The following is a 17,958-nucleotide window of genomic DNA, read 5'->3' on the forward strand; positions in this document are numbered from 1 at the left end:
TCCTGCCCCTGGGCGCAGTTTGCGCCGGGGCGGTCAGGCCGGCAGGTCCGCCAGCGGCCGCGACAGGTTCTCGGACGCCAGCGCCCCGGCCAGGAAAAGCGGCAGCCCCCGGGCCAGCGCGGCGAAATCCCCGGCCGGGGTCAGGGTCGGGTCGGCCTCGACCAGCAGTTCCAGCCCGCGGGCCTCGCCATCGCCGCGGATGGTGATGTTGAACCCGTCGCCCGGCCCGTTCGACAGCACGTGCCGCGTGGTCTCGCAGCCGGCGAAGCGCGCCTCGTCAAAGGGCAGCACGTTGATCAGCGGCGAGAAGAAGAAGCGGCTGCGCGGCTCCATGCCGTAATCCTCGGCGATCTGCTCGATGCGATAGCGGCCATGCCGGCGCAGCTTGCGCAGCCGCGCGCCCAGCCGGGCCAGCGCCTCGGCCAGCGGTTCGGCCGGGTGCAGCTTCGCGTCCAGCGGCAGGATGTTCACCACCAGCGCCGGGACCGAGACGGCGACGCTGCCCATGCGGCTCATATAGGGCAGCCAGACCGGCATCGCGATGCCACCGCGCTCGTCGCACAGGCGCGAGGCCGAGCCGTCGCGCAGGCGCAGCGCCGCCCAGGCCGCGCAAAGCACGGTCAGCAGGTCCGGCCAGCCCATGCCCACCGCCTGCGCCTGCCGCATCAGCGCCGGGCGCAGGGCCGAGAGGTCATGCGCGGCGCAAAGCGCCTCGGCCGGATAATCCTCGGATCCCTTGCGCAGCACGCGCGGGCGTGGCTCGGCCGCCAGCACCCCGCCCCAATGCCGTCCGTCGGCGGCATGGCGCGGGCTGGCGCGATAGTCGGTCTCTTCGTTCAGATAATCGGCCAGCGGGCGCAGCGGCCGGCCGGGATCCGCGCCCTCGGCCAGGGCGGCGTAAAGCTGGGCGCAGCGCCGCTCGACCAGGCCCATGGCATAGCCGTCCAGCGCGATGTGATGGCCGCGGTTGAACCACAGATAATGCCCCTCGGACAGCCGGATCAGCCATTGCGCCGCAATGGGCTGGCCAAGCAGGTCCAGCGCCGCGTCCACGTCCGCCTGCATCAGCGCAAAGGCGTGATCACGCGCATCGGCGCGGTCCGACAGGTCGATGCGCCGCAGCGCGGGCCGCCGCGCGGGATCGACCCGCTGCACCGGCCGGCCATCGGCGCCCAGGGCAAAGCGCAAGGCCATGATGTCGGTCTCGGCGATGGTGGCCTCGATGGCGCGGGCCAGCGCCTCGGGATCCGCGACCCCGCGCAATTCGATGGCATGGGCGACGGTCGAGACCGCCTCGCCGGGATGGAGCCGGAACTCTTCCCAGAAATCCAGCTGGGCCAGCGTCAGGGGCAGCCAAAGCCCCTCGGCGTGATGATGCGTCATGAAATCCTTGTCCCCGTCGCAGGGTCTGGCGGTCTGAACGAGAGAGGGCTGGCGTGGTTGCATCCGAGATGGATGCGGCTGGCTTGCTTCAAGAGAGAAAGCGGGATAAAAATACTCAACAATTGCCTTCCGTCAAGGCGCCGCAGGCGCCTTCGGCGGCTCATTGCCGTAAAAGCAGGTATCCGCATGATTGAATTCAGCCCTTGGCCGCAAGACCTCGCCCGACGCTATCGCGAGGCCGGTTACTGGATCGACCAGCCGCTGACGCATATCCTGGACGCACAGCTGGCCGCCAACCCCGAGGCCGAGGCGCTGGTCTGCGGTTCGCGCCGCTTCAGCTATGCCGAGCTGGACCGGCTGTCGCGCAACCTGGCAGCGCGCCTGGCACGGCAGGGGCTGGGCCATGGCGATACCGCGCTGGTGCAACTGCCGAACGTGGCCGAGTTCTTCGTCGCCTTCTTCGCGCTTCTGCGGATCGGGGTGGCGCCGGTGAATGCGCTTTTCAGCCATCGCCGGCTGGAGTTGACCGAATATGTCCGCCAGATCGCGCCGCGGGTGGTCATCGCCGCGCGCGACCACGAACTGTTCCGCGACGACGGTTTTGCCCAGGAACTGCGGGCCGGCGGCGTCGCGCATCTGCTGCTTCTGGGCGAGGACGAGCCCGAGCGCAGCCTGACGCATTGGCTGACCCCTGACGGCGACCTGCCCGAGGGCGCGGGGCCGACCCCGGCCGACCAGGTCGCCTTCTTTCAGCTGTCGGGCGGCAGCACCGGCACGCCCAAGCTGATCCCGCGCACCCATAACGATTACGACTACAGCATCCGCGCCAGCGTCCAGATCTGCGGCGTGACCCCGGCCACGCGCTTTCTTTGCGCCCTGCCGGCCGGGCACAACTTCACCATGAGCTCGCCGGGCACGCTGGGGGTGTTCCATGCCGGCGGCACCGTGGTCATGGCCCCCAGCCCCGAGCCGCTGACCTGTTTCGACATCGTCGCGCGCGAGCGCATCACCATGGCGCCGCTGGTGCCGCCCGCCGTGGCGCTGTGGCTGCGCGCGGTCGAGGAGGATCCCGCCCGCCGCGCCATGCTGGACAGCCTGGAGCTGATGCTGGTCGGCGGCGCCAGCTTTGCCGAGGCGATGGCGCGGCGCGTCCCCGAGCTGCTGGGCTGCCGGTTGCAACAGGTCTTCGGCATGGCCGAGGGGCTGGTGAACTATACCCGGCTGGACGATCCCGAGGAGGTGATCTTTACCACCCAGGGCCGCCCGATCAGCCCCGACGACGAGGTCCGCGTCCTGGACGAGGACGGCAACCCGGTCCCCGACGGCACGCCGGGCGCGCTGGCCACCCGCGGCCCCTATACCTTCCGCGGCTATTACCGCAGCCCGGACCACAATGCGAAGGCCTTCGATGCCGAAGGGTTCTATTACTCGGGCGACGTGGTGGTGCGACAGGGCGGCAACCTGCGCGTCGTCGGCCGCATCAAGGACCAGATCAACCGCGGCGGCGAGAAGATCGCCGCCGAGGAGATCGAGAACCTGCTGGTCCGCCATCCCGACATCACCCATGCCGCGCTGGTCGCCGCGCCCGATGCGCATCTGGGCGAGAAAAGCTGCGCCTTCCTGGTGCTGCGCGAGGGGGCGGGCAAGCTTTCCCCGCCGGCGCTGCGCCGGCACCTGCTGGAGCTGGGCGTGGCCGAATACAAGCTGCCCGACCGTTTCCGCTTTCTGCCCGAATTGCCGCTGACCGCGGTGGGCAAGATCGACAAGCGCCGCCTGCGCGACAGCCTCGTGGCCGAAACCGCCTGAAAGGACGAATGATGGATAGTGCCGAAAAGACCGATCTCAGCCCCGAATGGCTGGCCGCCCGCGTAGCCGCGATGATCGAGGACGATTGCGAGATCGAGCCGGGCGAGAACCTCGTCCTTTACGGGCTCGATTCGATCGCGGTGATGACCTTTTCGTCCGAACTGAAGCAGATGGGCATCGAGGCCAGCTTCGAGGAACTGGCCCGCGAGCCGTCGCTGGACAATTGGTGGGCGCTGATTTCGTCGCGGCTGTGAACGACGGGCCGGCCGTGACGGGCCGGCCGTGAAGCGGGTCAGGCGCGCAGCGTCGCGCCGCCATCGACATACAGGTCGGCCATGGTGACATGGCCCGCCTGATCCGACAGCATGAACATCACCGCGCCGGCGATGTCCTCGGGCGTCGCCAGCTTCTTCAGCGGGATGCCGGTGCGATAGGCGTCCAGGCTGCCCTCGATCACCGCGCGCTCGCCGGCGCCGCCGTCCTCAGTCCACATGCCGGTCTGCATCGGCGTCAGGGTCGAGCCCGGCGCGACGATGTTGCAGCGCACGCCCTGCGCCGCCAGTTCCAGCCCCAGGCAGCGGACCAGCATGGTCGCCGCCGCCTTGGACGCGGCATAGGCGCCCATGTTCAGGCGCGGAATCCCCGCCGCGTTCGAGCTGACCGCGACAATGGCGCCGCCGCCGTTGCGCACCATGGCGCGGCCGAAGGCGCGGGTGATGTTGAAGGTGCCCCGGGCATTGACGCCGATCACCCGCTCCCATTCCTCGGGCGCAAGGTCCAGCAGCGGCCCGATGGCCAGCACGCCGGCCGCATGGACGCCTAGCCCCAGCGGGCCATGCGCCGCCTCGACCTCGGCCACCAGCGCCTCGACGGCATCGCCATCGCGCACGTCCAGCGCCCGGTTCTCGGCCCCCGCGACCGGGTTCGCGGCCAGCGCCGACTCGGTATCGCTGGCGACGACCTTCGCGCCGGCGTCCAGCAGCGCGGCGACCACGGCCCGGCCGATGCCGCCGGCCGCGCCGGTGACGATGGCGGTCCGGCCCTGAAATCCGGTCAGGCGCATGACTTCACCTCTTGCGCTTCCAGTGCGGCCAGCGCCTGCCGGGTGGACAGGGCCACGCCGCAGGTGGCGGCGATCCAGCCCATGGCCATGTCCTGCTTCTCGCGCGAAAAATCGGCCTGGGCATCGGCCACGGCAAAGGCCTCGATGTCGCGCTGGAACGCCTCGACGGCGGTGGCGAGACAGCCGATATGGGCATAGACGCCGCAGATCATCAGCTGGTCGCGGCCGCGCGCCCGCATCAGATGTTCCAGGTTGGAACGCTGGAAGGCGCTGTAGCGATGCTTGACCAGCACGATGTCGCCTGCCGCCGGGGCCAGTTCGGGCAGGATCTCCTCATGCTCGGGGACGGCGCTCATGCCCGGCCCCCAGAGATCGGCCTGAAGCCCGCGATCCGGGCGGAACTGGTCGCCCTTCTGCGCGGTATAGAAGACCGGCACGCCCGCCGCCCGCGCCGCATGGATCAGCCGCGCGATATTGCCGACCACCGGCGCCAGCGGCGCGCCCTCGGGATAGGGGCGGCAGAAATAGCGCTGCATGTCATGGACCAGCAGCGCCAGCCGGTCGCGTTCGGGCTGCCAGGGCCCGCGCGCCTTGGGCAGCTCGGCCTCGGTCGGGGGTGCATAGGGGGCAATGCCGGGCAGGGCCATCAGGTATCTCCGTTGCAGGCCACGCCTTGCAGTGCCGCGTCCTGCGGCAGGCCAAGCGCGGCCAGAAGCGCGCCGAACTTGGCGCCGGTCTCGGCAGCCTCGGCCATCGGGTCCGAGCCGGGAACGATCCCCGCCCCGGCGTAAAGCCGAGCCTGCCGGCCGCTGATCTCGGCGCAGCGGATGGCGACATACCAGGCGCCGTCGCCGCTTGCGTCGCACCAGCCGACCGCGCCGGCATAGAAATCCCGCGCCACGGGTTCAAGGGCCTTGATGAAGCCCGCCGCCCGCCCCATCGGCACGCCGCAGACCGCCGGCGTCGGATGCAGCGCCGAGGCCAGCACCACCGAGGGCGTGTCCGCATCCTTCAGCCTGCCCTCGATCCGGGTGCCCAGGTGCCACATGCTGCGGGTCGAGGTGACGCAGGTGCCCTGGGGGCAGCCCAGCTCGCGGCACCAGGGGGCCAGCGTGTCCAGGATCGCTTCGACCACCAGCGCATGTTCGCGGTGGTCCTTGGCCGAGCCGGACAAGGCCGCGGCCGCGGCGTGGTCGGCCACCGGGTCGGCCAGCCGGCGCGCCGAGCCCGCCAGCGGATGCGAGGCGATGGTCCGGCCGCGCTTCTCGACCAGCAGCTCGGGGGTGGCGCCACAAAGCGCGCGGCCCTGCGGATGCTCGGGCCCGGCGGGCAACGCCACGCGAAAGGCGGTCACGCTGCGGTCTGCATGCAGCCGCGCCATCAGCGCCTCGACCGGGATCGGCGCGGCAGATTCGACCAGCAGCGTGCGCGCCAGCACGATCTTTTCCAGCGCATCGCGGCTGCCGGCCTCCTCGGCCATGATGCCGAGCGCGCGGGCGACGGCGCCGGCATAGTCCCGCGCGGCGGGCTCGGCCGTCAGGCGCCAGCCCGGCAGCGGCAGGCCCTGCAGCGCGGCGCCGCCGGGCGCGGACGCCTCGCTGCGCCGGCAATGCCACAGGCAATCCCCCGCCTCGCGGTCGAAGGGCAAGGCGCCGCCGATCACCGCGTCCGGCGCGACCCCGGCCAGGGCCGCAGCCACCCGCGCCTCAAGCGTCGCGGCATTCCCGGCGGCGATCCGCCGCGCGGGACCGCGCCCCTGGATACGCCCCGAAGGGCCGTCGAAACCGAAAAGAACCGGATCAGGCACAGGCGACGCCGTCTTGCGCGGCGCCTCGGACAGGCGGATGTTCATCATGCATCTCGTTTCAAAGGAATTTCGTCCCCGATCCCGGCGGCGGCCCACGGCATTGGAACTGGCGCGGGCCGTGCAGACATGGATGATGCTGCGATCATATCCGGGGCAGAACTCTCCTGCGCAGGGTTTGGCAAACGATGTCTTGGGTGGCGCATCGCCGCGATCCCCAAGGGGCACGGCCAATCGGACGGCGGTCCGGAAATCCCGCCCTTCAGCTTCCCGCCGGCAATCTGTCAAAGCGGACCCGGAAAGGCAAGTAAAAAGATCAGGATTAGCGCGGGCCGGCGAATTGCCGCGACTCCGCCCTCCGCAGAGCCGGAACCGGGCGCCGGGCGGACGGGTTCGGGAAAGGTGACAATGCGGAAGGACCAAGGGGATGAACCGTCAGGACGACCCGGCAGAAGGCCCAGATTTCGACCTCGCGGCTGCACGGGTCTGCGCGATCGTGAACATGGGCTCGGGCCGCGAGGCGGGCGACGACATCGCAGACAAGCTGCGCAGGGCCTTGCAGGGCCGGGTGGCCGAGTTGCAGTTCCGCGGCACCGGACAGGGCGCCGACCTGCCCGCCATGGCCGGCGCGGCGGTGGCCGAGGGCTTCGACCTGATCGTCGCGGCCGGGGGCGACGGCACCCAGGCCGCCGTGGCCGGCGCGATCGCGGGCACGGAGGCGGCGATGGCGGTGATTCCCGGCGGCACCTTCAACTATTTCGCCCGCGACCTCGGCTCGGGCGAGACGGTCGAGGCGGCGCTGGCGATCTTCGATGCGCCCCGCATCCGCCGCGTCCATGTCGGCGAGATGAATGGCATGGTCTTCCTCAACAATGTCAGCTTCGGCGCCTATCCCGAGATCCTGCGCCGCCGCGAAAGCATCTATCGCCGCTGGGGCCGGTCGCGGCTGGCGGCCTATTGGTCGGCGGTGGCGGCGCTGTGGACGCTGCGTCGCCCGCTGCGCCTGACCGTACACGCGGATGGCAAGACGCGGCACTTCACCACCGCCCTGGCCTTCGTGGCGAAAAGCGCCTATCAGCTGGACGCATTCGGGCTGGAGGGGGCCGATTGCGTGCGGCGCGGCCAGCTGGCGCTGCTGGTGGCGCGGGCGAAGCGGCCGGGGCCGCTGGTGCGCTCGGCGTTGCGGCTGGCCCTGGGCAAATCGGCGCGCTATGCCGATTTCGACCTGATCTGCGCCGATGACTTCGAACTCGAGACCGTGCCGCGCCACGAATATGTCGCCCATGACGGCGAAAAGACCTGGATGGATTCGCCCTTTCGCATCCGCGTGCGCCACGACGCGCTGAAGGTGCTGGTCCCGGCCGAAAGCGGCGGGCGGGATGCCGGATGACGCGCATCCTGCATCTCTCGGACCTGCATTTCGGGCTGGAGCGCAAGCCGCTGGTCGAGCCGCTGATCGACCGCATCAACGCCGCCCGCGCCGATCTGGTGGTGGTGACGGGCGACCTGACCCATCGCGGCCGCTCGGCGCAATTCGCGCAGGCCGCGGCCTTCCTGCGCCGGATCGAGGCGCCGCTGCTGGCGGTGCCCGGCAACCACGACATCCCGCTTTACAAGCTGGCGGACCGGATGCTGCGCCCCTGGCGCCGCTGGCGGCGCGCCATCGCCGAGAACCTCGAGCCCGTGGGCCATGTCGGCACCCTGCGGGTGCAAGGCGTCAACAGCGTCGATCCGATGGCCTGGCAACGCGGCATCGTCACGCCCGCGCAGGTGGCGCGGGTGATCGCCGGGCTCGACCCCGCCTGCATCAACATCGTCGCCCTGCACCACCCGATGCAGCAGCGCCCGCAGGTGGACAAGGCGCTGATGCAGGGCGCCGCCCCGGCGCTGGCCGGCTTCCAGGCCGAAGGCGTGCAACTGGTCCTGAGCGGCCACCTGCACCTGTGGTCGATCGGCGCCTTCCTGGGCAAGCGGGGACGGCCGATCCTGCAAGTCCAGGCCGGCACCGCGCTGTGCGACCGGCCCGGCGACCGGCAGAACGAATTCGCCGTGCTGGATTTCGCCGGCCCCGACCTGCTGGTCGAGCGCCATGTCGCGCCCATGACCGAGCCCGGCTTCCGCCCGCCCGAGCATTTGCGATTCACCCGCCGGGACGGGCTCTGGCGCCCGGCCTGATCTTCTTCGTTCCATAAATACCCTGGGGGAGCGCCCCTCGGGCCCCATCGAGGGGCCCGAGGGGCGCGGGGGCAAAGCCCCCGGCCCCGCTCACCCCTTGGGCTCGATGCGGAAGACGGTGCCCCAGGGATCGCACAATTCCGCCACCCCCAGCGCCTGCAACCGATCCGGATCGGCGGCCAGCACCACCTCGGCCAGCCCGGCCGAGCCGGGGCTGCGCCGCCCGGCGCCGCGGCTGTTCCAGACATTGCCCGCCAGGTGGTGATGATAGCCGCCGGTGGCAAAGAAACTCGCGCCGAAGCGATGCGCCATGCGCACCATGCCCAGCCGGTTCATGCAGAAATCCTCGGCCGCGGCCACATCGCCCACCTGAAGATGGACATGGCCCACCACGCTGTCCTCGGGCGCGCCGGTCCAGGCGCCCGCACCCGCCGCCATCAGATCGGGCAGGTCCAGCGCGACGGTATCCATCCGCACCTCGGCGCCGTCATGCCGCCAGGCGCTGCGCGGACGGTCGGCATAGACCTCGATCCCGTTGCCCTCGGGGTCGCGCAGGTAAAGCGCCTCGCTGACCAGGTGGTCCGAGGCCCCGTCGAGCCCGATCCCGCGCCCGGCGACGAAGCGCAGCCAGCGCCCCAGCGCCGCGCGGTCGGGCAGAAGGAAGGCGGTATGGAACAGCCCCGCCTCTTGCGGGCGCGGGCGGGCGGCCCGGTCGCGGCGCAGCTCCAGCAACGGCTTGCCGCCAGCACCCAGCACCGTTTCCTCGCCGCTGCCGGAAATCCGCTCCAGCCCGATGACCGAGCGGTAGAAATCCCCGACCCGGTCCAGGTCGTTGACGATCAGGGCCACCCGGCCGATCTGGATGGGGGCGTCGCTCGTGGCCATCATGCTCTCCTTGATATCCTGTTGCAGCCAAGATAGGCGCGGGGCGCATGGCTGGAAATGGCGCCAATCGGGGAAGACTGACGCCATGGCAGCGACAATATGCGCGGATTGCCTTTGCCCGCGCCCCGGCGCATGATGCGGAGCCTTTTCGTCAGCCGGAACCCGATGAAGCCCCGCGCCCCCAAGACACGCCCCGCCAAGACCCCACCGGCCCCGACCCGGTTGCAGCCCGAACCCGCGCGGCTGGCCGCCGATCCGGCGCGGATGGAGATCTTCCTGGTCGCCACCCCCGGACTGGAAGAGCCGCTGGCAGCGGAGGCCCGCCTGCTCGGCTGGGACGCCCAGGTCCAGCCCGGCGGCGTCACGTTCACCGGCGGCTGGGCGGATGTCTGGCGGGCGAACCTGGAAATCCGCGGCGCGACCCGCGTCCTCGCGCGCATCGGCGCCTTTCGCGCCATGCATCCGGCGCAGCTCGACAAGCGCGCGCGCCGCTTTCCCTGGGCCGACTGGCTGCGCCCGGACGTGCCGATCCGCATCGAGGCCAGCAGCCGCAAGTCCCGCATCTATCACGCCGGCGCCATCACCCAGCGCATCGAGGCCGCGATCCGCGACAGCCTGGGCGCCCCCGTGGCCGAGGACGCGCCGGTCACGCTGAAGATCCGCATCGAGGACGACCTTTGCACCATCAGCCTGGACACATCGGGCGAATCGCTGCACCGGCGCGGCCACAAGCAGGCGGTGGGCAAGGCGCCGATGCGCGAGACCATGGCGGCGATGTTCCTGCGCCAATGCGGCTTCGACGGGGCCGAGCCGGTACTGGACCCGATGTGCGGCTCGGGCACCTTCGTCATCGAGGCGGCCGAGATGGCGGCCGGCCTCGCCCCCGGCCGGATGCGGCCTTTCGCCTTTGAACACCTGCCGGACCATGACGCACAGGCATGGCAGGCGATGCGCGGCGCCCCTGCCCCGCACGCGCCGGCCGAGCCCCGCTACCACGGCAGCGACCGCGACCCCGGCGCGATCCGCATGAGCCGCGAGAACGCCGCCCGCGCCGGGCTGGACCGCTGGACCAGCTTCGAAAACCGCGCCATCGGCGATCTCCTCCGCCCCGAAGGCCCGCCGGGGCTGGTCATGGTCAACCCGCCCTATGGCGCGCGCATCGGCAACAAGGGCCCGCTTTTCGGCCTGCACGCGACGCTGGGCGAGGTGCTGCGCGAACGCTTCCGCGGCTGGCGCGTCGGCCTGGTCACCAGCGAGGCGCCGCTGGCCCGCGCGACCGGCCTGCCGTTTCGCGAACCCGGCCCCTATGTCGCCCATGGCGGGCTGAAGATCCGGCTGTGGCAGACCGGGCCGCTGTAAGGGGAACCCCGGCCGCCGGTGCGCATTGATACGGTTGGTCGCAGGGACAGGCTCCCGGCGGATGATATGCTATCCCGAAACCGCGCAGGAGAATCGCATGGATATTCGTTTCGACAACCAGATCGCCCTTGTCACCGGCGCCGGTTCGGGGCTGGGCGAGGCGATCGCGCTGGAGCTTGCCGCCTCGGGCGCCACGGTGGTGGCTGCCGACCTGCATGAGGAAACCGCCCGCGCCACCGCCGAGCGGATCGTCGCGGCCGGCGGCCGGGCCGAGGCCGTGGCGGGCGACGTCTCTGACCCCGATGCGGTGCGCAAGGCCGTCGAGGTCGCCAAGGGGCTGGGCGGGCTGCACCTGCTGGTGAACAATGCCGGCATCGGCGGCCCCAGCGCGCCGGTCGGGGAATACCCGCTGGACGGCTGGCAAAAGGTGATCGACATCAACCTGAACGCGGTCTTCTACGGCATGCGCTACGGCATCCCGGCCATGCTGGAATCGGGCGGCGGGGCAATCGTGAACATGGCCTCGATCCTCGGCTCGGTCGGGTTCAACGGCGCCGGGGCCTATGTCTCGGCCAAGCATGCCGTGGTGGGCATGACCAAGAACGCGGCGCTGGAATATGCGGCGCAGGGCATCCGGGTGAACGCGGTCGGCCCGGCCTTCATCGACACGCCGCTGCTCGACCAGCTCGACCCCGAGGTCAAGCAGGCGCTGGTCGCCCGCCATCCCATCGGCCGGCTGGGCCGGGCGGAGGAGGTGGCGGGGCTCGTCGCCTTCCTGCTGTCCGACCGTGCCAGCTTCATCACCGGCAGCTATCACCTGGTGGACGGCGGCTATACGGCGCTCTGACGCCTAGTCTTTGCCATGCCGGCTGGCGGGCTTGCGCGCCGGCCAGCGCGGCAGGGCAGGGATCTCCAGCACATCGCCCGGCAAGACGGCCGCGGCAAGCCAGGCCAGGTCGCGCCGCGCCATGGCGATGCAGCCCGCGGTCGGAAAGCCCGGCCGGCGCCATTGGTGCAGGAAAATGGCGGACCCCGCGCCGGGCCGGGCCTGTGGGTAGTTCCAATCCGTCACCAGCACGATATCGTAAAGCGGATCGGCGCGCCGCATCGCCTCGTGGCTGGCGGCGAAGGGCGCGCGGACCGGCTGGTTATAGGCCGGATGGCCCGAGGCGTCGCACCACAAATCGCCCGGCAGGATCGGCCGCGCCCAGGCCGCCGGCCGCGGCACCCGGTCGGGACGATAGAGCAGCCCGACCAGGCGGTGCCGGCCGACGGGCGTCGCCCCGTCGCCTTCGCGCTTGTCGTTGCGGATGCCGCCGCGCCCGACCGCGCAGGGAATGAGCCGCGATCCCGCCCGCAGCCCCATGGGGGTCAAGAGCAACCTCACAGCAGATGGCCCGATTTTGCGGCCTTCACGTCCAGATAACCGGTATTGTGGCGGTTGCGGGGCGTGACCAGCGGCACGCGCTCGGCCACGCGGATGCCGTGGCCCTCCAGCATCGCGACCTTCTTGGGGTTGTTGGTCATCAGCCGCACCGCCTCGAAGCCCATCTTCTTCAGGATGCCGGCGCCGATGCGGAAATCGCGCTCGTCGTCCTCGAAGCCCAGCCGGTGGTTGGCCTCGACCGTGTCGAAGCCCTGGTTCTGCAGCGCATAGGCGCGCATCTTGTTGGCCAGGCCGATGCCGCGTCCCTCCTGGTTCAGATAGAGCAGCACGCCCTCGCCCGCCTGGCCCATGGCGGCCAGCGCGGCATGCAGCTGCGGGCCGCAATCGCATTTCAGGCTGCCCAGCACATCGCCGGTGAAACAGGCCGAATGCAGCCGCGCCAGCACCGGCGCCGCGCGCGAGGGGGCGCCGATCTCGACCGCGTAATGCTCGGCCTCGCCATTGTCGGGGCGAAAGATGTGCAGCTTGGAATTCTCGGCCGCCAGCAGCGGCAGGCGCGCGGCGGCGACGGGGGCCATCGCGGCCTCGGTCGCCATCTGCGCCAGCGCCGGGCCGGGCGAAAGCTGCGTCAGCCCCTCGGCCGGCCCGGCCAGCGGCACCACCAGAACGGCGGGCAGAAGCTGCGCCGATTTCGCCAGGGCGATCCCGGCGCGATGCGGATCGACATCGCCGCCGCGCGGGCTGCGGAAGGGGCCCTTCATCGGCGTCATCAGGTCGCCCGCCGGATCGGCCACCGCGCGCAGCCAGGCCAGGTCCGCATCGCCCGGCACCGCGATCCGCGCCAGGTCGCGGTCATAGACCCGGACCTTCAGCGTCTCGGCCCGCGGCTCGGTGATCGCCAGCACGGCGGGGCCGAGGGCGCGCATCGTCTCCAGCCGGTCGGCCCGCAGCGTCTCGACCGCCGCGACCAACTGGCCGCCGATGACCACGGGCAGGCCGATGCGCAGGTCGGCGCGGGCGCGCGACAGGGTCTCTGTCAGGGTCGGGATCAGGGTCATCGGGCCAGCATGGTTGAAACAATCTGAAACATAGGGCGGATTTCCGACAACTCCATGTGAGAATTGCTGCAAACCGCTGGACGCCTGCCGCGCCGCGCCACAGTTTTCCGCCATAACGCCAAAGGAGGCAAGAATGGCCGGACTGAAAAAGATCCTGCTGGTCGATGACGAGGAAGACCTGCGCGAGGCCCTGGCCGAGCAATTGGTCGCCACCGAGGATTTCGAGGTGTTCGAGGCCGGCTCGGGCCACGAGGCGGTCGAAAGGACCAAGGGCGCCATCTTCGACCTGGTCGTGCTGGACGTGGGCCTGCCCGATACCGACGGGCGCGAGCTGTGCAAGCGGCTGCGCAAGCAGGGGGTGAAATGCCCCATCGTCATGCTGACCGGCCACGATACCGATGCCGATACCATCCTGGGCCTGGATTCCGGGGCGAACGACTATATCACCAAGCCGTTCAAGTTCCCGGTGCTGCTGGCGCGGTTGCGCGCCCAGCTGCGCACCCACGAACAGTCCGAGGACGCGATCTTCCAGCTTGGCCCCTATACGTTCAAGCCGGCGATGAAGATGCTGATCGACCAGAAGGACCGTAAGATCCGCCTGACGGAAAAGGAAACCAACATCCTGAAATTCCTCTACCGCGCCCAGGACGGGGTGGTGCCGCGCGACGTGCTGCTGCACGAGGTCTGGGGCTACAATGCCGGCGTGACCACGCATACGCTGGAGACGCATATCTACCGCCTGCGCCAGAAGATCGAGCCCGACCCCTCGAACGCGCGGCTGCTGGTCACGGAATCGGGCGGCTATCGCCTGGTGGCTTGATAAATGTTCAGCGGCGGAACCCGCGCGCGGCTTGCGGGTTTGGCCTGCGAAGCCCGGTGGTCGGAGGATGCGGCCACATGACGACCCGGCCCCGGCCCAGCCCGGCGGCCGGGTTTCCTTTTTCGCCGCCCGCGGGGGCGCTTCGCCCCCCGCACCCCCCGAGGATATTTCCCCAAGGAAGAAGACCGGGCACGGGGGCCGCGGTTCTCCGGTTCTTTCTTGGAGAAATATCCTCGGGGGTCCGGGGGCAGACAGCCCCCGGACCGGCAGCGATGGACAAGCCGCGCCCGGCCCCCTAGGGTCGCGCACGAAGAAGGAGCCTGCCCCCGTGTTCACCATCGCCACCTGGAACATCAACTCGGTCCGCCTGCGCGAGACGTTGGTCGCCCGCTTCCTGACCGAGGAAGCGCCGGACATCCTTTGCCTGCAAGAGACGAAAAGCCCGGTCGAGAACATCCCGCTGGAGGCATTCCGGGCGCTTGGCTACAAGCATTTCGTCGCGCGTGGGCAAAAGGGCTACAACGGCGTCGCCATCCTGTCGAAACTGCCGCTCGAAGATGCGGGCGACCGCGACTATGCCGGGCTGGGTCATGCCCGCCACGTCGCCGCGCGGCTGGAAAACGGCGTGACCATCCACAATTTCTATGTCCCGGCCGGCGGCGACATTCCCGACCGCGAGCAGAACGTCAAGTTCGGCCAGAAGCTGGATTTCCTGGCCGAGATGCGCGACGTCTTCCATGCCGAGCGGCCGGCACGCTCGATCATGGTGGGCGACCTGAACATCGCCCCGCGCGAGGACGACGTCTGGTCGCACAAGCAATTGCTGAAGATCGTCAGCCACACGCCGATCGAGGTCGAGCACCTGGGCGCCGCCCAGGATGCCGGCAAATGGGTGGACATCACCCGCAAGGACATCCCGCAGGGCCTGCTTTACAGCTGGTGGAGCTATCGGGCGCGGGACTGGGACGCCGCCGACAAGGGCCGGCGGCTGGACCATATCTGGGCCACGCCCGACATTGCCAATGCCGGGCATGACAGCCGCATCCTGCGACCCTTGCGCGGCTGGCAGCAGCCCAGCGACCACGTGCCGGTGCTGGCCAGCTTCGATCTCTGATCCTCCGCTGCGGCGCATGGCCGCAGGGATGCGCGGGGGCCGGCCAATCTTGCATCGGGCCGGTGGCTGCGCCATCTAGGAGGCGACCCTTTCGCATGAGGATACCCGATGCTCGAGCTTGGCTCCGCCCCCAAAGATGCCGCCCCTGCCGATTTCATCAAGGACGTGTCCGAGGCGACCTTCATGGCCGAGGTGGTCGATGCCTCGATGCAGGTGCCGGTCATCGTCGATTTCTGGGCGCCCTGGTGCGGCCCCTGCAAGACGCTGGGCCCGCAACTGGAGGCCGAGGTCGCCCGCCACAAGGGCCGCGTCCGCATGGCCAAGGTCAATGTGGACGAGAACCAGATGATCGCCGGCCAGATGCGCGTGCAGTCGATCCCGACCGTCTATGCCTTCTTCCAGGGCCAGCCGGTCGACGGTTTCCAGGGCGCGATCCCGCAAAGCCAGATCAAGCAGTTCGTCGAGAAGCTGGCCACCATGGGCGGCGATGACGGCGGGCTGGCCGCGGCGCTGGATGCCGCCGAGGCGATGATTGCCGAGGGCGCGGCCGAGGATGCGGCCGAGACCTTCGCGGCCATCCTGGGCGAGGAGCCCGAGAACCCCGCCGCCTGGGGCGGGCTGATCCGCGCCCATCTGGCCGCGGGCCATGCCGACCGGGCCGAGGAGGCGCTGGCGCAGGTGCCCGCCGCCATCGCCAATGCCGCGCCCATCGAGGCGGCCCGCGCGCAATTGCAGCTGGCGCGGCAGGCCGCCAGCGCCGGTCCCCTGGACGAGCTGCGCCAGAAGGTCGAGGCCGATCCCGCCGACCAGCAGGCGCGCTTCGACTATGCCGCCGCGCTGCATGCAGCGGGCGAGGTCGAGGAGGCGATCGAGCAGCTTCTGGAGGCCTTCCGCCGCGACCGCGACTGGAACGAGGGCGCAGCCAAGGCGCAGCTTCTGACCATCTTCGATGCCATGAAGCCCACCGATCCGCTGGCACAGAAGGGACGCCGCCGCCTGTCCTCGCTGATCTTCGCCTGACATGTCGCGCGGCATCGACCTGCCCGAGACCCTCCCGCTGTTCCCGCTGCCGGGCGCGGTGCTGATGCCCCGCACCCGCCTGCCCCTGCAGATCTTCGAGCCGCGCTATCTGCAGATGGTCGAGGACGTGCTGAAGACCCCCTCGCGGCTGATCGGCATGATCCAGCCGGCCGAAGGCGGGCTCGATTCGCTGGCCTCGGTCGGCTGCGCGGGCCGGATCGTGGCCTTTTCCGAGCTGGACGACGGGCGGCTGATGATCTCGCTCCGGGCGCGTTCGCGCTTCCGGCTGAACGAGGTGCGGCCCGGCTTCACGCCCTATCTGCGCGGCCAGGTGGACTGGTCGGGCTATGAGGGCGACCTGGCCGCCCAGCCCGAGGAAGACCCGCGCTTCGACCGCAAGGGCTTCATGGCGCGGTTGGGCCGCTACATGGAGCAGCGCGGCCTGTCCACCGACTGGGATGCGGCCGAGGCATCGGAGGCGGAGACGCTGGTCAATTCGCTGTCGATGCTGCTGCCCTTTGCCCCCGAGGAAAAGCAGGCCCTGCTGGAGGCGCCGGCGCTTGCCGACCGCCGCGAACTGCTGGAGGGGCTGCTGGAATACGCCCTGCACGGCGGCGACAACGAGGAGACGATCCAGTGACCGAAGACACCGCCGAACGCGGCTACGACCGCCACATGCTCGAGGCGCTGGTCTGCCCGGTGACGCATGCGACGCTGCGTTACGACGCGCAGGCGCAGGAGCTGGTCTCGGAAGCGGCCGGGCTGGCCTTTCCGATCCGGGGCGGCATTCCGATCATGCTGCTGAACGAGGCGCGCCAGATCCGCGCCTGAGGAAAAGCCCGCGCAGCCGGCGGGCTGCATGGCCCCTGGGCCCCGCAACCGTGGGCCGGGCCTCCGCCCCCCTCCCGCGCGCCCGGCGAAGGCCGCGTGGCCTTGCGGGACCAAGGCCCGGCGGGAAACCGGGGGAACCGACCCCGCGCACCCTTGCCCATCCGCGGCGTCGGTCGCCGCCCGGCCAAGGCCCGGCCGGAAGCCTGCGCAGCCGGCCTCTTGCCCATCGGCACGGCCGGCCCTGGCCGCATCGCGCGGGACCGGCCTTGCCCTTGCCGCGAATCGGACGCATGGCTAGCGGGACGAAAGGAATCGCGCATGAGCGAATGGACCAAGGGTTTCTGGGCGATGATCGCGGTCTGCGTGACCTGGGGCCTGTCGCCGATCTATTATCGCGCGCTGGCCGGCGTGCCGACCGTCGAGGTGCTGGCGCATCGCACCATCTGGTCGCTGGCGCTGTTCCTGGTCATCCTGGGCGTCCAGGGCCGGCTGAGCCAGCTGCGCGCCGCCCTGGGCGGGCGGCAGCTGGGGCGGATCGCCTTCGCGGCGCTGACCGTCTCGACCAACTGGGGCATGTTCATCTGGGCGGTGCAGGCCGGCCATGTGGTGCAAAGCTCGCTGGGCTATTACATCTTTCCCCTGGCCGCTGTGGTGATGGGCGTGCTGGTCTTCGGCGAAAGCCTGACCCGCCTGCAGGCGCTGGCCGTCCTGCTGGCGGCGCTGGCGGTGGCGCTGCTGACCTGGGGCCTGGGCGTCGCCCCCTGGATCAGCCTGGGACTGGCCCTGACCTTCGTCCTTTACGGCGCGGTCAAGAAGGCGCTGCCGCTGGGCCCGGTGCTTTCTGTCGCGGCCGAGGTGGCGCTGCTGGCGCCGCTGGCGCTTGGCTGGCTCATTGCCCAGGCGCTTGGAGTGATGCCGGCGTCGCTGGCCCAGCCGCTGGGCTTCGGCGCGAATCTGCCCGACACGCTGCTGCTGATCGCCTCGGGCGCGGTGACGGCGGTGCCGCTGATCCTGTTCAGCTATGCGGCGCGGCGGGTCGGCATGGCCACGCTGGGATTGATGTTCTACCTGAACCCGACGCTGCAATTCCTCTGCGCCGTGCTGCTGTTCGGCGAATCCTTCACCGGCTGGCACATGATCGCCTTTGCGATGATCTGGGCGGCGCTGGCGATCTATTCCGTCTCGGCCCTGCGCCAGTCCCGCCACGCCCCGCCATTGGCAAACGGGTGAAACCGCGTATAGAACAGCGCGAA

At 70.3% G+C, this 17,958-nt stretch carries 19 protein-coding genes; 12 read left to right on the forward strand and 7 right to left on the reverse strand.

Features of this window, described 5'->3' with window-relative positions; translation table 11 throughout:
• Positions 1–33: 33 nt before the first annotated feature.
• Entirely contained in the window at positions 34–1,383 is a 1,350-nt protein-coding gene (locus ESD82_RS19250; protein ID WP_147427596.1) for a condensation domain-containing protein, read from the reverse strand.
• 186 nt (positions 1,384–1,569) lie between these two features.
• On the opposite strand from ESD82_RS19250, the gene ESD82_RS19255 reads away from it, so the two are divergent.
• Both ESD82_RS19255 and ESD82_RS19260 read left to right on the forward strand, forming a co-directional pair.
• Positions 1,570–3,189, forward strand: a complete 1,620-nt coding sequence (locus ESD82_RS19255; RefSeq protein WP_147427595.1) for a (2,3-dihydroxybenzoyl)adenylate synthase — start codon at positions 1,570–1,572, stop codon at positions 3,187–3,189.
• An 8-nt stretch (positions 3,190–3,197) separates the two neighbouring features.
• Entirely contained in the window at positions 3,198–3,443 is a 246-nt protein-coding gene (locus ESD82_RS19260; protein ID WP_024844233.1) for a phosphopantetheine-binding protein, read from the forward strand.
• Positions 3,444–3,481: 38 nt separating this feature from the next.
• On the opposite strand, the gene ESD82_RS19265 is transcribed toward ESD82_RS19260, so the two are convergent.
• From ESD82_RS19265 to ESD82_RS19275, 3 genes are read right to left on the reverse strand one after another with little or no spacing between them, the layout of a single operon-like run.
• Positions 3,482–4,252, reverse strand: a complete 771-nt coding sequence (locus ESD82_RS19265; protein ID WP_024844234.1) for a 2,3-dihydro-2,3-dihydroxybenzoate dehydrogenase — start codon at positions 4,250–4,252, stop codon at positions 3,482–3,484.
• The gene (locus ESD82_RS19270) at positions 4,243–4,899 is read right to left on the reverse strand and encodes an isochorismatase family protein (protein WP_147427594.1); all 657 of its coding nucleotides are present in this window, start codon (positions 4,897–4,899) and stop codon (positions 4,243–4,245) included. The genes ESD82_RS19265 and ESD82_RS19270 overlap by 10 nt, the downstream gene beginning before the upstream one ends.
• Complete coding sequence (locus ESD82_RS19275; protein WP_231493214.1) at positions 4,899–6,107, reverse strand: isochorismate synthase; 1,209 nt, start codon at positions 6,105–6,107, stop codon at positions 4,899–4,901. Before ESD82_RS19275 ends, ESD82_RS19270 begins: the two co-directional genes overlap by 1 nt.
• Positions 6,108–6,483: 376 nt before the next feature.
• On the opposite strand from ESD82_RS19275, the gene ESD82_RS19280 reads away from it, so the two are divergent.
• Together ESD82_RS19280 and ESD82_RS19285 are read left to right on the forward strand one after the other, a co-directional pair.
• A complete protein-coding gene (locus ESD82_RS19280; protein ID WP_147427593.1) occupies positions 6,484–7,446 on the forward strand; it encodes a diacylglycerol/lipid kinase family protein in 963 nt (320 codons plus the stop codon).
• A complete protein-coding gene (locus ESD82_RS19285; RefSeq protein ID WP_028710305.1) occupies positions 7,443–8,231 on the forward strand; it encodes a metallophosphoesterase family protein in 789 nt (262 codons plus the stop codon). The genes ESD82_RS19280 and ESD82_RS19285 overlap by 4 nt, the downstream gene beginning before the upstream one ends.
• Positions 8,232–8,321: 90 nt before the next feature.
• Here ESD82_RS19285 and ESD82_RS19290 read toward each other — a convergent pair whose 3' ends face one another.
• Positions 8,322–9,119 carry a VOC family protein gene (locus ESD82_RS19290; protein ID WP_244314553.1) on the reverse strand — a complete coding sequence of 266 codons (798 nt, stop codon included), beginning with the start codon at positions 9,117–9,119 and terminating at the stop codon, positions 8,322–8,324.
• 162 nt (positions 9,120–9,281) lie between these two features.
• On the opposite strand from ESD82_RS19290, the gene ESD82_RS19295 reads away from it, so the two are divergent.
• Positions 9,282–10,475, forward strand: coding sequence for a THUMP domain-containing class I SAM-dependent RNA methyltransferase (locus ESD82_RS19295; protein ID WP_244314554.1), 1,194 nt, complete (start codon positions 9,282–9,284; stop codon positions 10,473–10,475).
• A gap of 97 nt (positions 10,476–10,572) precedes the next feature.
• Positions 10,573–11,322 carry an SDR family NAD(P)-dependent oxidoreductase gene (locus ESD82_RS19300; protein ID WP_028710306.1) on the forward strand — a complete coding sequence of 250 codons (750 nt, stop codon included), beginning with the start codon at positions 10,573–10,575 and terminating at the stop codon, positions 11,320–11,322.
• Between the two features lie 3 nt (positions 11,323–11,325).
• On the opposite strand, the gene ESD82_RS19305 is transcribed toward ESD82_RS19300, so the two are convergent.
• Positions 11,326–11,841 carry a L,D-transpeptidase family protein gene (locus ESD82_RS19305; RefSeq protein WP_177209326.1) on the reverse strand — a complete coding sequence of 172 codons (516 nt, stop codon included), beginning with the start codon at positions 11,839–11,841 and terminating at the stop codon, positions 11,326–11,328.
• A 17-nt stretch (positions 11,842–11,858) separates the two neighbouring features.
• Entirely contained in the window at positions 11,859–12,920 is a 1,062-nt protein-coding gene (gene ribA, locus ESD82_RS19310) for a GTP cyclohydrolase II (protein ID WP_024844243.1), read from the reverse strand.
• A gap of 133 nt (positions 12,921–13,053) precedes the next feature.
• On the opposite strand from ribA, the gene ESD82_RS19315 reads away from it, so the two are divergent.
• From ESD82_RS19315 to rarD, 6 genes are all read left to right on the forward strand, one after another.
• On the forward strand, positions 13,054–13,740 hold the full coding sequence (locus ESD82_RS19315; RefSeq protein WP_024844244.1) for a response regulator transcription factor: 687 nt from the start codon (positions 13,054–13,056) through the stop codon (positions 13,738–13,740).
• A 328-nt stretch (positions 13,741–14,068) separates the two neighbouring features.
• Positions 14,069–14,854: an exodeoxyribonuclease III gene (locus tag ESD82_RS19320; RefSeq protein WP_024844245.1), complete on the forward strand. Its 786-nt coding sequence runs from the start codon at positions 14,069–14,071 to the stop codon at positions 14,852–14,854.
• Between the two features lie 108 nt (positions 14,855–14,962).
• Complete coding sequence (trxA, locus tag ESD82_RS19325; protein ID WP_024844246.1) at positions 14,963–15,874, forward strand: thioredoxin; 912 nt, start codon at positions 14,963–14,965, stop codon at positions 15,872–15,874.
• 1 nt (position 15,875) lies between these two features.
• Positions 15,876–16,514: an LON peptidase substrate-binding domain-containing protein gene (locus ESD82_RS19330; RefSeq protein WP_024844247.1), complete on the forward strand. Its 639-nt coding sequence runs from the start codon at positions 15,876–15,878 to the stop codon at positions 16,512–16,514.
• 35 nt (positions 16,515–16,549) lie between these two features.
• Positions 16,550–16,705, forward strand: a complete 156-nt coding sequence (locus tag ESD82_RS19335) for a Trm112 family protein (protein WP_114669431.1) — start codon at positions 16,550–16,552, stop codon at positions 16,703–16,705.
• 318 nt (positions 16,706–17,023) lie between these two features.
• Entirely contained in the window at positions 17,024–17,935 is a 912-nt protein-coding gene (rarD, locus tag ESD82_RS19340; protein WP_024844249.1) for an EamA family transporter RarD, read from the forward strand.
• The last annotated feature ends 23 nt before the right edge of the window (positions 17,936–17,958 follow it).

Source organism: Paracoccus pantotrophus (genome assembly GCF_008824185.1).
GTDB lineage: Bacteria > Pseudomonadota > Alphaproteobacteria > Rhodobacterales > Rhodobacteraceae > Paracoccus > Paracoccus pantotrophus.

Coding starts and splice junctions, on each gene's coding strand:
- ESD82_RS19250 (WP_147427596.1), bottom strand. CDS start 1,383: ATGACGCATCATCACGCCGAGGGGCTTTGGCTGCCCCTGACGCTGGCC.
- ESD82_RS19255 (WP_147427595.1), top strand. CDS start 1,570: ATGATTGAATTCAGCCCTTGGCCGCAAGACCTCGCCCGACGCTATCGC.
- ESD82_RS19260 (WP_024844233.1), top strand. CDS start 3,198: ATGATGGATAGTGCCGAAAAGACCGATCTCAGCCCCGAATGGCTGGCC.
- ESD82_RS19265 (WP_024844234.1), bottom strand. CDS start 4,252: ATGCGCCTGACCGGATTTCAGGGCCGGACCGCCATCGTCACCGGCGCG.
- ESD82_RS19270 (WP_147427594.1), bottom strand. CDS start 4,899: ATGGCCCTGCCCGGCATTGCCCCCTATGCACCCCCGACCGAGGCCGAG.
- ESD82_RS19275 (WP_231493214.1), bottom strand. CDS start 6,107: ATGATGAACATCCGCCTGTCCGAGGCGCCGCGCAAGACGGCGTCGCCT.
- ESD82_RS19280 (WP_147427593.1), top strand. CDS start 6,484: ATGAACCGTCAGGACGACCCGGCAGAAGGCCCAGATTTCGACCTCGCG.
- ESD82_RS19285 (WP_028710305.1), top strand. CDS start 7,443: ATGACGCGCATCCTGCATCTCTCGGACCTGCATTTCGGGCTGGAGCGC.
- ESD82_RS19290 (WP_244314553.1), bottom strand. CDS start 9,119: ATGATGGCCACGAGCGACGCCCCCATCCAGATCGGCCGGGTGGCCCTG.
- ESD82_RS19295 (WP_244314554.1), top strand. CDS start 9,282: ATGAAGCCCCGCGCCCCCAAGACACGCCCCGCCAAGACCCCACCGGCC.
- ESD82_RS19300 (WP_028710306.1), top strand. CDS start 10,573: ATGGATATTCGTTTCGACAACCAGATCGCCCTTGTCACCGGCGCCGGT.
- ESD82_RS19305 (WP_177209326.1), bottom strand. CDS start 11,841: ATGGGGCTGCGGGCGGGATCGCGGCTCATTCCCTGCGCGGTCGGGCGC.
- ribA (WP_024844243.1), bottom strand. CDS start 12,920: ATGACCCTGATCCCGACCCTGACAGAGACCCTGTCGCGCGCCCGCGCC.
- ESD82_RS19315 (WP_024844244.1), top strand. CDS start 13,054: ATGGCCGGACTGAAAAAGATCCTGCTGGTCGATGACGAGGAAGACCTG.
- trxA (WP_024844246.1), top strand. CDS start 14,963: ATGCTCGAGCTTGGCTCCGCCCCCAAAGATGCCGCCCCTGCCGATTTC.
- ESD82_RS19330 (WP_024844247.1), top strand. CDS start 15,876: ATGTCGCGCGGCATCGACCTGCCCGAGACCCTCCCGCTGTTCCCGCTG.
- ESD82_RS19335 (WP_114669431.1), top strand. CDS start 16,550: ATGCTCGAGGCGCTGGTCTGCCCGGTGACGCATGCGACGCTGCGTTAC.
- rarD (WP_024844249.1), top strand. CDS start 17,024: ATGAGCGAATGGACCAAGGGTTTCTGGGCGATGATCGCGGTCTGCGTG.